The sequence below is a fragment of the Paracoccus ravus genome, from assembly GCF_004522175.1.
Lineage (GTDB): Bacteria > Pseudomonadota > Alphaproteobacteria > Rhodobacterales > Rhodobacteraceae > Paracoccus > Paracoccus ravus.
Genome location: NZ_SDEB01000048.1, coordinates 1 through 12443 on the forward strand (window position 1 = coordinate 1; position 12443 = coordinate 12443).

The 12443-nt window shown below is 63.9% G+C and carries 12 protein-coding genes and 1 pseudogene; 9 read left to right on the plus strand and 4 right to left on the minus strand.

Going from position 1 to position 12443, the window contains the following annotated elements; genetic code table 11:
• Positions 1 to 169 precede the first annotated feature (169 nt).
• The 3 genes and pseudogenes from ESZ60_RS21575 to ESZ60_RS19725 form a co-directional block, all read left to right on the plus strand.
• Positions 170 to 353: pseudogene (locus tag ESZ60_RS21575) on the plus strand (IS481 family transposase); the annotation flags it as partial.
• Positions 354 to 721: 368 nt separating this feature from the next.
• Positions 722 to 1669, plus strand: a complete 948-nt coding sequence (locus tag ESZ60_RS19720; protein ID WP_134682380.1) for a helix-turn-helix transcriptional regulator — start codon at positions 722 to 724, stop codon at positions 1667 to 1669.
• A 231-nt stretch (positions 1670 to 1900) separates the two neighbouring features.
• A complete protein-coding gene (locus ESZ60_RS19725) occupies positions 1901 to 3022 on the plus strand; it encodes a class II histone deacetylase (protein WP_209021375.1) in 1122 nt (373 codons plus the stop codon).
• Positions 3023 to 3350: 328 nt separating this feature from the next.
• Here ESZ60_RS19725 and ESZ60_RS19730 read toward each other — a convergent pair whose 3' ends face one another.
• The 3 genes from ESZ60_RS19730 to ESZ60_RS20960 are packed head-to-tail and all read right to left on the minus strand — an operon-like array spanning position 3351 to position 5263.
• Positions 3351 to 4442 carry a flavin monoamine oxidase family protein gene (locus tag ESZ60_RS19730; RefSeq protein WP_134682382.1) on the minus strand — a complete coding sequence of 364 codons (1092 nt, stop codon included), beginning with the start codon at positions 4440 to 4442 and terminating at the stop codon, positions 3351 to 3353.
• A gap of 16 nt (positions 4443 to 4458) precedes the next feature.
• The gene (locus tag ESZ60_RS19735; protein ID WP_134682383.1) at positions 4459 to 5139 is read right to left on the minus strand and encodes a cupin domain-containing protein; all 681 of its coding nucleotides are present in this window, start codon (positions 5137 to 5139) and stop codon (positions 4459 to 4461) included.
• Complete coding sequence (locus ESZ60_RS20960) at positions 5126 to 5263, minus strand: hypothetical protein (protein WP_167620245.1); 138 nt, start codon at positions 5261 to 5263, stop codon at positions 5126 to 5128. Before ESZ60_RS20960 ends, ESZ60_RS19735 begins: the two co-directional genes overlap by 14 nt.
• 324 nt (positions 5264 to 5587) lie before the next feature.
• Here ESZ60_RS20960 and ESZ60_RS19740 point away from each other — a divergent pair, with 324 nt between their 5' ends.
• From ESZ60_RS19740 to rpiB, 6 genes are all read left to right on the plus strand, one after another.
• A complete protein-coding gene (locus ESZ60_RS19740) occupies positions 5588 to 6478 on the plus strand; it encodes a LysR substrate-binding domain-containing protein (RefSeq protein WP_134682384.1) in 891 nt (296 codons plus the stop codon).
• 491 nt (positions 6479 to 6969) lie between these two features.
• Entirely contained in the window at positions 6970 to 7722 is a 753-nt protein-coding gene (locus ESZ60_RS19745; RefSeq protein WP_134682385.1) for a FadR/GntR family transcriptional regulator, read from the plus strand.
• Positions 7723 to 7755: 33 nt separating this feature from the next.
• Positions 7756 to 8748, plus strand: coding sequence for a TRAP transporter substrate-binding protein (locus ESZ60_RS19750; protein WP_134682386.1), 993 nt, complete (start codon positions 7756 to 7758; stop codon positions 8746 to 8748).
• 67 nt (positions 8749 to 8815) lie between these two features.
• Complete coding sequence (locus ESZ60_RS19755) at positions 8816 to 9283, plus strand: TRAP transporter small permease (protein ID WP_134682387.1); 468 nt, start codon at positions 8816 to 8818, stop codon at positions 9281 to 9283.
• 10 nt (positions 9284 to 9293) lie between these two features.
• Positions 9294 to 10571, plus strand: coding sequence for a TRAP transporter large permease (locus ESZ60_RS19760; protein ID WP_134682388.1), 1278 nt, complete (start codon positions 9294 to 9296; stop codon positions 10569 to 10571).
• 17 nt (positions 10572 to 10588) lie between these two features.
• Complete coding sequence (gene rpiB, locus ESZ60_RS19765; RefSeq protein ID WP_134682389.1) at positions 10589 to 11038, plus strand: ribose 5-phosphate isomerase B; 450 nt, start codon at positions 10589 to 10591, stop codon at positions 11036 to 11038.
• Positions 11039 to 11230: 192 nt separating this feature from the next.
• Here rpiB and ESZ60_RS19775 read toward each other — a convergent pair.
• Positions 11231 to 12443, minus strand: a 1213-nt coding sequence (locus ESZ60_RS19775) for a helix-hairpin-helix domain-containing protein (protein WP_245155797.1), incomplete at its 5' end; no start/stop codon positions are given.

Consider the following 12443-nt stretch of genomic DNA (forward strand, 5'->3'; position numbering starts at 1 on the left):
CATGAGCTTGATCTTCAGCTCTTTCATCAGCCCGGTGTCGCCGAGCAGATCCTCAGGGCGCTCAACACCCTTCAGCAGTTCGTCGAGGATTTCCTTGGAGATCGTCATGCATGCTTCCTTTCGGGGAAGCATGGACCGGATCAGTCATACACAGAAGATCGGACGCTCTCCTTCGGCCCAGTTTCTGCGCGATATGATCGCAGCCGTGCCGTATCGGATCCACACTGTGTTGACCGTCAATGGCGTGCAATTCGCAAATCGAAGCGTCGATACCAGCGCCTTCGAGCACATCTTCGGGCGCGTATTCCGTGAACACGGCATAGATCACCGATCTGACAAAGGTAAAACACCCTGCTTATCAATCCGCCAGTCAGCAACGGCGTGGAGTTTGCAGTTGCAGCGAATGACCGGAAGGTCCGCTCCGCAGACATCGGATCGTTCAAAATGCTGCGGCTTGCATGAATGACCGGTTCGGTGAAGCCGCCGTGCGGCATCTGCGAGGCTCATCCACAAAGGGCCGGCCGGCGACAATGGATGATCGTCACAACATATCCGCAGAGGCGGATGGCGTGGCGGGCTACAGAAGGGCCATTTCGAAGCTTGCCGATTCACCGAGCCCTTTGAGGCGTTCGCCCACAACGCTGCGGGCGGAGCGTCCATTGCTCTTCATCCTTCCGACACTTGTAGCTATCTGGGCGTCTGAAAGGTACAGCCCGAGGTGATGAACAAGAAATCTTTCTCCGAATTCGTCCTTGCCTTGATGGCGTCCGCTTCAGATGGCGAGCCCGCCGCACATCAGGCACGCATGGTCGAACTGCTCGGCTCGTTGATCCAGTTCGACATGGCATGGTGGGGCTGGTGCTCTTTCACCGAGGGACGGATCATCTTCGCGCAATCCGCGCTGCATCGGCTGCCGGCGAATTACGAAACCTCGGTCCGGCTGGTCGCGCCGCTCGACCCCTTCATCCGATACGGGCGCCGGCTTCCGGTCTTCTCGCTGACCGTGGATTCCCAAAGCGACAGCCTGCCCGAGAGCTATCGCGCCTTCGCCCGGAAATACGATATCGGCGCAATCCTGAACGGCCACTGCCAGCTTGAGCAGGCGTCGCCCTATAATTTCTTCATGTCGGTCTATCGCCGCTGCGGCCAGCCCGCCTTTACCCGCGAGGAGGTCGAGGATTTTCGCCTGATTCTGCAACATCTCGAGCAGAGCCTTTCGCTGTCGTTGCAGGCCAAGTTGCGCAGCCTTGCCGGATCCAACGGCGACGCCGCCATCATTGACGAGAATCGCCAGTTGGTGCGCTCGACCTGCGGCTTCGAGTCCCGGCTCGCACTCGAAGGGGTTCGGATCGTAAGGGAGGATCGCGTCATCGAGCGGCTCGTGGCGCGCGGCGGGACTTGGCAGGGACAGCAACTGTCCCTGCACGCCGAGGAATACGGCAAGGGGCTGAAACTTCTCCTGCTGAGTGCACGCGGGGGATGGGATCTCCTGAGCCCCCAGGAACGCAGAGTTGCTGCGGCGCTGCTGCGCGGAGCCTCGGCCCGCGAGGTCGCGGGTGAACTGGGAACATCACCCAATACGGTTCGCAATCAGGTCGCCGCCATCTACGCGAAACTTGGCGTCAGCGACCGTCTGGGTCTTTCTCGAAAACTGCATCAAGGCGGATAGTGCATCTGCACTATATCGCAACGGGGCATGTCCCGGAAAACTGGGCTTGGCAGGACCGCTTTCGGCTCCTGACAAAAAGACGAAATGCCGAGCCGGATGCCGGATTATCCGTCCCGCTGAGCTTGCGCCGCGAAGACGGTGCCGTGCCGACCGTGGCCCAAACGCCGCCGGTCGAAGGAAGACGCATGTCCTCCCGGAACAACAAGAACTCAACAGGAAATCATAATGCCCGTGACCACCGCCTTTTACACCGACGAGCTGACCTTTTGGCACCATGCTGGTCCGCATGCCCTAATCATGCCCGCCGGGGGCTGGGTTCAGGTTCCCGAGGGGGCCAGCCTTGCCGAATCCCCCGAGAGCAAGCGCCGTTTGCGCAACCTGATCGCCGTCTCAGGGCTGGAAGCGCATCTCAAGACGCGCACCGCGCCCGCCCTGAGCGAAGAGGATTTGCGACGCATCCACCCCGCCGATTACCTGCAACGCTTTCGCGAATGCAGCCGCGAAGGGCGCGGCGAAATGGGTCCGAACGCTCCGGTCGGGCCGGGAAGCTATGAGATCGCGGCGCTCTCGGCGGGGCTGGCCACCGGAGCTCTGGATGCCATCCTGTCAGGCGACGTACGCCGGGCCTATGCCCTGTCGCGTCCGCCGGGGCACCACTGCCTGCCCGATCAGGCGATGGGCTTCTGCTTCATGGCGAATATCCCCCTCGCAATCGAGGCGATGAAGCGCAAGCACGGCATCGACAAGGTCGCCGTCATCGACTGGGACGTGCATCACGGCAACGGCACGCAGGCGATCTACGAAGAGCGGCCTGATGTGCTGACCATCTCGCTGCATCAGGAAAACTGCTTCCCGGCCGGCTATTCCGGCGCCGAAGAGCGCGGCAAGGGGGCCGGCGAAGGGACGAATATCAACATCCCGCTTCCCGCTGGCTCGGGACATGCCACCTATATCCGCGCGCTCGAACGGATCGTGCTGCCCGCCCTGCGCGCCTTCCGTCCCGAGGCCGTCATCATCGCCTGCGGCTTTGACGCCGGAGCGTTCGATCCGCTCGCCCGGATGATGCTGACCGCCCGCACCTATCGCGAGATGACCGAGATGATGGTGCAGGTCGCCGAGGATCTCTGCGACGGTCGCCTGCTGGCCGTCCATGAGGGCGGCTATTCCGAGGCTTACGTGCCCTTCTGCGGCATGGCGGTGCTCGAGGCGTTGTCCGGACAATCGACCAGCGTGACCGATCCACTGGCCGCTTTCGTCGATCTGCAGCAGCCGGGCGAACGGCATCAGGCCTTCATGAACCAATGGGTCGATGACCTGACCGCCGCGCTGCAACCCGCGCGCTGCGCCGCCTGAAGCCAAGCACTCGGCAGGGCCGCAACTCCGCGGCCCTGAAACCAAGCATGGCGCAGATCTGCGCCATCTCCAAGAGTACCAGCCCCTAATCACGCGATGACGGACAGCAGGCAAATGCGCAGGAAAAAATTGGTGTTTGTAGAGGTGAACGGTGAATCGCTCACATCGGTGATGTCATGCACCGGGTTGTTCGGTGCGTGTGCTGATCTGCGTCCTAGGACTCTCTCGGAATGCTGCGCAACGTTTCAACGGCCGCGTCGGAGAATGCCGCCAACGTTGCCAGCCTGGCCAAGAAGCGGTCTTCTCTTGTGCCTTGATGCGAGGCGGGTCATGCAGCCCCTTTCGCGAGCCTGTTCAACAGCGTCTCGACAGCCCGGTTCGAGGCCTCTGCCGCGCCTGCAAGATAGCCGGGCTCGGACGGGCTGGTCTCGCTGCCCGCCAGGGTCAAAGCATCGCCCCACGGACCGCGCACCCAGGTCGGCGAAAACGCCGCATGCCCGGAGGAAATAAGATCGGTGCCTGTCGCGGTGAAGTGATCCGCGGCCCAGTCCTTGTAGAGCGTCGCGCGGGGCGACAGCGCTTCTGCCCCGAAGATGCGGCCGAACTGCTCGAGGCACGCCTTGATCAACGCGTCCTCGCCGATCCGCGCGCGTTCCGCCGCACCCACACCAAGGAAGCCGAAGAGGGCCGCCGCACCGCTGGCGGTGGTTGCGTCGTGGATCTCGGGCATCGGGCCAACCATGCTCTGCGCGCTTCCCGAATACCCTGTGTCGCGCCAGAACGGCCGGTCATAGATCGCAAAGACCTTCGCGTGCGGGGCCATCCAGGTGGGCGTCTCGCGCCAGAGGCGCTCGGTCTCCGGCGGCAGCGCGGGGCTGAAGCGAACCTTTGCCTGCAGCAGCCGTGGCGGCAGCGCCGCGATGACGTGATCCGCGGTCGCCGTGCGATCGGGCAGGCTCAGGGTCACCTTGCACCCTTCTCGCGCCATCGCCGATACCGGCACCCCGAGGTGGACGCGCTCGTCCGGCAGTTCCTGCGCGAGCCTGCGGATGAGTGCCGCCGCGCCGCCGGTGAAGCGCAGCGATGCGGGCTCCTGGGGCGGTGCCGTGTAACGTTGCGCCGGTTCGCGCGACATGCGTTCGAAGACCACGTCGCCGTCGCTCGCCTGCGGGAAGATTTCCAGCCCAAGCTCGGTCACAAGCGCCGCGATGGCGGGCTGCATCCTTGGCCAGAACCACGAGGGCCCAAGGTCAAAACCGTCCTCGCCCGGGGTGCCATCCGCGGCGAGGCTGAGGATGCGCCCGCCCAGACGGTCGCGCGCCTCGTAGAGTTGGACATCGATACCGGCGGCATGCAGCAGTCTCGCAGCGTTCAACCCTGCGAGACCGCCGCCGATCACGGCAACCGTGGAATGCGTCATTTTTTCTGTTCCTATCTCAATCCGGCATGCGCAGCACGTCCGGGTGCTGCAGTGGCGCATCCTTGATCCAGACCACGGCGCCCTCCGGGCCGCATGTCGCGATGAGCCCCTGCCCCGCCGGCAGCCGCAGCCAACTCTGTGCCTCAAACGTCTCTCCGGCGACCGCGATCGTTCCGGTCAGGACCAGCAATTCCAGCCCGCGGAGGTTGTCCAAGGTGATTGCAGCGCCGCCGGACCACTCCTCGAGGAGCACCCGCTCGGCGCCGTCGTCGAACAGCACCCGGGCGGCGCGGGCTCCCGCGCGCAGGGGAGCCGCAGCCCCTTCGCCGGGCTGGCGCACGACCTGCGCCGCATCGCCCTCGCGGTATTGCCAGAGCCGCACGAAGATCGTGCAGCCGTCCTTCGCGGCAGGGCTGTGCGAGGTGCCGGGCGGGTTGCGGAAGTAGCAGCCCGCCGGATAGTCGCCGTGCTCGTCCTGGAAGGTGCCCTCCAGCACGAGGATCTCTTCGCCGCCGGAATGCACATGCGCCGGAAAGGCGCTGCCCCGGGCGTAACGCACGAGCGAGGTCGCCCGCGCTACTTCTTCACCGATGCGGTAGAGCATCTTGCGCTCCACGCCGTGCGCCGGGCTGGGCACCCAGTCGAGCCGCCCGGCGTGAACCGCGGCCGGCATGCTCAGGTCGTCATTGATCCGCATTGTCAACATCTCCCAAGATCAGCACCATCCGGAAGGTCGCCTCGCCGGACAGCATTCGGTGATAGGCCGCTTCGGCCTGCTCGAGCGGCGGCGTGCCGCCGCGCGGACGCATATCGGTGAGCACGCTGCAATTGAGCGTGCGCTCCTAAGGCGATCCGGCAATCGAATCCTGCACGCTGCGTTCGCCGCCTACAAGATAGCCGGGCGAGGCTCTCCGACCCACATCGGCAACGGGGCGACGGCAGCTTGCTCGGGCGCGAGCAGCCAGCCTTGCGCACCCATTTCATCGAGTTGCAGCTGTGGCGGTCGATGACCTCAGCAAAGCGCAATGCAGGGAAGAGAATGGTCATCACGTGCTCCGGACACAACAGAGATTGACCCCAAGATAACCGATCCACAACATGCACAGAAATGGTATGAATTCATCCATCCATGAAGGTTGTGCATAATGCTCGAGCGCCAACATCTCGTCATCATCCGGGAAGTGCATCGCGCGGGCAGCGTCACTGCCGCCGCGGAACGGATGAACCTCAGCCAATCGGCCGTCAGCCACGCCATCGCGAAGCTCGAGGAGCGCCATCAGGTGAAGATCTGGCGCAAGAAGGGACGCAGCCTGTATCTGACCCAGGCTGGCACCTACCTGCTTTCATTGGCCGAGCGCATGATCCCGGAACTCGAGCATGCCGAGCGCGTGCTGGCCGATCTCGCGCGCGGGCGTCGCGGTGCCTTGCGCATCGGCATGGAGTGCCATCCCTGCGAGAAATGGCTGATGCGGGTCACCGGGCCCTATCTCGCCGACTGGCGGGATGTCGATCTGGAGGTGCGCAGCGCCTTCCGCTTCGACGGCGTCGCGGCACTGCAGGCCCATGAGATCGACATGCTGGTCACGCCGGACCCGGTGCATCTGCCGGAACTGCAGTTCCGGCCGGTCTTCGACTACGAGCTGTTGCTGGTGGTGCCCGCCGATCATCCGCTGGCGGACAGGTCGATTGCCAAGCCCGAAGATCTTTTGACCGAAGAGCTCCTTACCGTGCCGGTCACACCGGACCGGCTTGACGTCTTCACGCGCTTTCTCGTCCCCGCGGGATGCCGTCCGCAGCGACACACCGGGATCGAGAGCACTGACCTCATGCTGCAGCTTGTCTCCGCCGGTCGCGGGGTGACGGTCCTGCCGGATTGGCTGGTGCGCAACGACGGTCAGGACATGGCGATCGCCACTCTACATATCGGCCCCGCCGGGTTGCACAAGAGCATCAATCTCGGAACGCGGATCGAGGACGCCGGAATCGACTATGTGAGCGCCTTCATTGATCATGCCGAAAGGGCCTGTCCGCTTTGATCATTCCGGACCGAAAGCCCTAACCCTTATCAAATGCTCCGCGGAGGACCGTATTGACTGCAGCGGGACCGCTTCGCCCCAACACCCGATTCAACAAGATGCGATTGCTGCTTCGAACAGCAGGTCTGTCCCGCAACTCGGCCTTGATGGTTAAGATTTCGCTTCGCCGCGCCTGACCGGCCTTCGACGCAGCGATGGCGCAGCACGCCATTTCGCAATCTCTGTTTTGCACGCGGCTGGTCGGTCCGAAGTGCGGGCCTGGTCTGGCTGCGCGCGCAAGGTGACCGAATTATCCCGATTCCGGCCACGCGGAGTGCGGCTCACCTTCGCGATGGACCGCGCGGGATCTGACGGTTGACGATTAGAGGTGATCGCCTGTCGGCGGGTTTTGATCGCAAGGGCGTTCACTATCATGCCTGCCTGGTTCCAATCTCCATGCTTGACAGTTTCGCACAACTGGTGATTAGTGGTCTTACCACTGGAGACCAGATGTGAACACGCTCATCTCGGACGAAACGACCGACCTGGCAGGGACCGAGAAGGTGCTGACCTTCTTTCGCGAGCAGCTGCTTTCGGGAAGCCTTAAAGAAGGCGACCGGCTGCTGGGGGAAAGAGAGCTTTGTCTTGCCCTCGGGGTGTCGCGCCCGGTGCTGCGGGAAGCCTTGCGCTCGCTCGCCAATCTGGGTTTTCTCGACATCCGCCACGGCAAGGGCGCGTTCGTGCGCAAGGCCGACATGGCCGTTCTGGGCGATTTCCTGACCTTCTGCCTCGCGCAGCAGCCGGACATGATGGATGACATCATGCAGGCGCGGATCGCCATCGAGTGCCAGGCCATCCGCCTCGCCTGCGTGCGGGCGACCGATGGGGATCTTTCCCGGATCGGCGGGCTGCTGACCCGGCTGATGGACACGCTGAACGACACGACGGATGGTGGCGCGGCCGATTTCGCCTTTCATCTCGCGATCGTCGAGGCCAGCCGCAGCCCCGCGCTGATCACCATCTACCAGTCCATCGCGACCCTGCTGAAGCGCAGCCATGTCAAGCGCCGCGAGGAGACGCGAGAGACCGCCGGCATCCGCGACTATCTCGTCGAGGCGCATCGGGAAATCTATCTCTGCCTGCTCTCGCGCGAGCCGGACGCCGCCGAGCAGAAGCTGCGCGAGCATTTCGCCATCGGCGACGAGCTGCGGCGCAAGAGCTACATCGCTGCATTCACGAAGAAGGACCTGCCGAAAGAGGAGTGAGGCAGGTCAATCACCTGGAGGGAGGAGGAAAAAATGCTGAATATCCTGAAGCTGGGCGCCGTCGCGGCGGTCGCCCTGGGGACGTCCTTTGCCGCCGTTCCCGGCATGGCCGCAGAACTGCGCTATGCCCATGTCGGCGCCGAGGGCGACATCCAGACCATCTTTGCCGCCGAGGCGGCGAAGGGGATCGACGCGGCGACCAAGAGCGAGGTCAGCGTGACCGTCTATCCCGCCAGCCAGCTCGGCGGCGTCGCCGAGATGGTCGATGGCGTGCGCATGGGCTCGATCTCGATGGGGCACCATGATTTTGCCTCGCTGGCCCGGCTGGTGCCCGAAGTGGCGGTGTTCAACGCCCCCTTCATCTATCGCGACGGCGCGCATGCGCTGGCGGCGACCGATCCGAACAGCTCTCCGGCGCTGCAGGCGGTGAACGAGAAGCTGATCGCCCAGGGCGTGCGCATCATCGGCCGGATCTATCGCGGCGACCGGCATATTTCCTCGAACTTCCTGGTCAAGAGCCCCGCGGATCTCGCCGGCAAGCCGTTCCGGGCGGTGCCGCTCGAGCTTTGGGTCTCGATGGTCAAGGGGTTTGGCGCCATCCCGACGCCGGTCGAGGTCGCCGAACTGCCGACCGCGCTGATGACCGGGGTCGTGGTCGGGCAGGAAAACCCGCTGACCATGATCGCCGCCAACAATCTCAACGAGGTGCAGTCGCATCTGGCGATGACCGGCCATATGCGGGCGGTGCTGGCGGTCTTCATCAACGAAGAAGTCTGGCAAGGTCTGAGCGAGGAGCAACGTGCCACCATCACCAAGGTTCTGGACGACGAAGCCAAGCGCTCGCTTGAGCTTGCCTCCGAATCCGAGGCCAAACTGGTCGATGAGCTCAAAAGCCGGGGCATGACCGTCACCACCGAGGCGGACGGTTTGGATGTCGCGGCCTTCCGCGAAAAGGTGAGCGCGCAGGTCAAGCAAGATTTCCCGAACTTCGAGCCCCTGATCGCGCAAATCGAAGCCATCAAATAATGCGGGGCGGGCGGGGAGATCTTATCTTTCCCGCCCCCCTCTTCCTGATTTTTCAAGGAGTTGCTCGATGCGTCTCTCTGAACGCGTCCTGACCGCTGTTGTCGCCCTGCTGGTGGCGGGCCTTGTCCTGGTCCCGACGGCGCAGGTGATCATGCGCAACCTCTTCAGCCTGCCCTTCATCGGCGCCGAGGAACTGACGCGGTTCCTGCTGATCTGTCTGGTTTTCTGCGCCTATCCCCTTGTCGTCGATAAAGGCGAGAATATCGTCATGGGTGAAATCAAGGCGGCGCTGCCCGCCCGGCTGCGGCGCATCATCGATGTTTGCATATCCCTTAGCGCAATCGCGATAACCGGCTTCTTCGCTTGGGTCACGGCGACGAACATCTCGAAAAATCTCAGCAATGCGACGCCCACTCTGGGCATTCCTTTCTGGATATTTCTGGGCGCGACCTTGTTCGGCTTTTCCGGCGCGGTGCTCGTCCATCTGATCCACCTGCGCAAACCGCCGCAGGCGGACAAGAACATCGCGGTCTGAGGAGAGACGCATGGGTTTTCTGGTCGTCATTACCTTCCTCGGGCTCTTCACCCTCGGCTTTCCGGTGGTCTATGCAATCCTTCTTCCCTCGATCGCCTATGTCCTGATCGAGGGGCTGCCGCTGGGACTGCTGGCGCAGCGCATCACCTATGCGCTCGATTCCTTCCCGCTGGTCGCGGTGCCGCTGTTCATCTTCGTCGGCAATCTGATGAACCTTTCGGGCATCACCGACCGGATCTTCCGTTTCGCCTATACGCTGGTGGGGCGGGTGCCGGGGGGCCTCGCCCAGGTGAATGTCTTCGGCAGCCTAGTCTTTTCCGGCATGTCGGGCGCGGCGCTTGCCGATATCGGCGGGCTCGGGCGCATTGAGATCGACGCGATGAAGAAACGCGGCTTCAATCCCGCCTTCGCCGGGGCGGTCACGGCAGCCTCGGCGACGCTGGGACCGATCTTTCCGCCCTCGATCCCGCTGATCGTCTACGGCTCGGTGACCAGCGTCTCGATCGTGAAGCTGCTGGTGGCCGGGATCATGCCCGCGATCCTTTGCACGATCCTGCTGATGCTGACCGTCCTGATCGTGGCGACACGGCATCGGCATCCGCGCGCGGAGCGGTGGCCGAGCCTGCGGGAGATTTTGCAAACGTTTTTCCCCGCCCTGCCAGCCATCGTCGCGCCCCTGCTAATGGTCGTGGGCATGACCGCTGGCGCCTTCACCCCGACCGAAGCGGCCGCGATGACGGCAATCTATGTGATCCTCATCAGCGCCACAGTCTATCGCGAGTTGAGCATGCGCCACCTCTGGGTTTCCGCGATCCTGACCGCCCGCAGTTCCAGCGCGATCCTGATCATCGTGGCCTCTGCCGCCCTATTCGGGTGGATCCTCGCGGTCGAGCAGGTGCCCCAGACATTTGCCGCAGCCCTGCTCGGTCTCTCGAAGGACCCGGTGATGCTGTTGGTGATTGCCAATCTGATCTTCTTTGTCGCGGGAATGTTTCTCGATTCGACAACAGCCACGCTGCTGCTGGTGCCCATCATCGCGCCGCCGCTCGTTCTGGCGGGTGTCGATCCCGTCCAGCTTGGCATTGTGACCATCTTCAACCTGATGCTTGGTCTGCTGACGCCGCCGATGGGCCTGTCCCTGTTCCTTGTCTCGGACATCGCCAAGGTCTCGGTCCGGCAACTGCTGCGGGCGCTGCTACCCTTCTACATCCCCTTGCTGACCACATTGATGATCCTGACCTTCGCCAAGGATTTCACGCTGTGGCTGCCCCGCATGATTGCCCAGTAAAATAGGAGAACCACAGAATGCGCATCGTCATCGGCTCGGATCACGCCGGTTTCCCTCTGAAGGCCAGTATCATCGAGCATATCCGGTCCCGAGGCCACGAGGTCACGGATGTGGGCTCATACGACCCCGATCCGGTCGATTTCCCGGATATCGCGAAAAACGTGACTGCGGCCATTCTCGCGGGAACCGCCGAGCGGGGGCTTCTGGTCTGCGGCACCGGGGTCGGTGCCTCGATTGCCGCCAACAAGGTCAAGGGCATTCGCGCCGCCGTCTGCCACGACGTGCATTCTGCGCATCAGTCGGTCGAGCATGACGATGTCAACGTCATGTGCATCGGGGCGCAGATTGTCGGAGCCTGGCTCGCGACCGATCTGGTAGACGCCTATCTTGCTGCCGAATTCTCGACCGACGAGGATTTCCGCCGCCGTGTGCGCAAGCTAGCGGACATGGACAGCGCGCGCGGCTGAAATAGTTGTGATGAGCCTGTCGCGGGCTTTCGCCGGCCAATAGCAGCGGAAGCCTCGCGGAGTTCGAAAAGACGTCGGCCGCCTGGCGCGCAAAGCCCATCTCATGCGTGATGCCGCTCATGCCTTCTTGGGCAAGGCTCATCATGGTGCCCAGAACCTCCTTGACCATCTCAGGCCGCCCCGCCGCCGTCCTCAGTGGAAATCCCGGCTCGGGAAAAGCTTTCTGGCCTGCTCGCGGGGATGGCGTGCGCGGCTGGCGGTGCGGATCGGCCTGACGGTCTCGCCTGCCCGCTCGGTCTCGGCTGCGATCCGCAACGGATGCCCGAGAACCGAGAGGCGATGCGAGAGATCCTCGACATGCTCGGCGATCAGATGGGTCACCTGCCCGTCGCGGTCGATCCGGCCGGTGACGCGCAGCAGGCGGCCTGCAACCACGGCGGCGCGACAGGTCTCGTAGATCTTTGTCCAGACCACGACATTGGCGGTGCCGGTCTCGTCCTCGAGAGTGAGGAAGATCACGCCCGAGGCAGTGTCGGGGCGCTGTCGGGTGATGACGAGGCCGGTGATGACCACCCTGCCCCGCGCCTCGGCCAATTTGGCATGCGGCAGGCTTTCGGGCAGATTGGGCCGCAGGATCTCCAGCGGATGGGCGCGCAGGGACAGGCGCAAAGCGAGGTAATCCTCGATCACCTCCTGGCCCAAGGTCATCCGGGGCAGGTCGACCATCGGCTCGCGCTCGCCCTCGCCGTCCATCCCGAAGAGCGGCAACGGCTTGGGCGCCTTCAGCGCCTTGGCCTGCCAGAGCGCATCGCGGCGGGACAGGCCGAGGCTTGCAAAGCCATCGGCCTCGGCCAGCCGGTCCAGCGCATCGGGACGCAGGCCCGCCCGGCGCCAGACGCTCTCGACATCGGGATAGCCATTGCCGCGCGCCGCCGCGACCCAGATCGCATCCTCTTCGCGCATGCCCTTGACCTGCCGGAAGCCCAGCCGCAGGGCATGGGTGCCATCCGCCCGCGGCTCTATCGTGCAGTCCCAAAGCGAGTCATTGACCGAAACCGGCCTGACCTCGACACCGTGATCGCGGGCGTCGCGCACCAGCTGCGCCGGGGCGTAAAAGCCCATCGGCTGGCTGTTCAAGAGCGCGCAGGTGAAGATCGCCTGATGATGGCGCTTGAGCCAGGCCGAGACATAGACCAGCCGCGCGAAACTGGCGGCATGGCTTTCGGGAAAGCCGTAACTCCCGAAGCCCTCGATCTGGGCGAAGCAGCGTGCCGCGAAATCGGCGTCATAGCCGCGCTCGAGCATGCCGCCGACGAAGCGGTCGCGGAAGCCGCCGATCGTGCCCATGCGCTTGAAGGTGGCGAGCGAGCGGCGCAGCCGGTCGGCCTCGGCCGGCGAGAAGCCC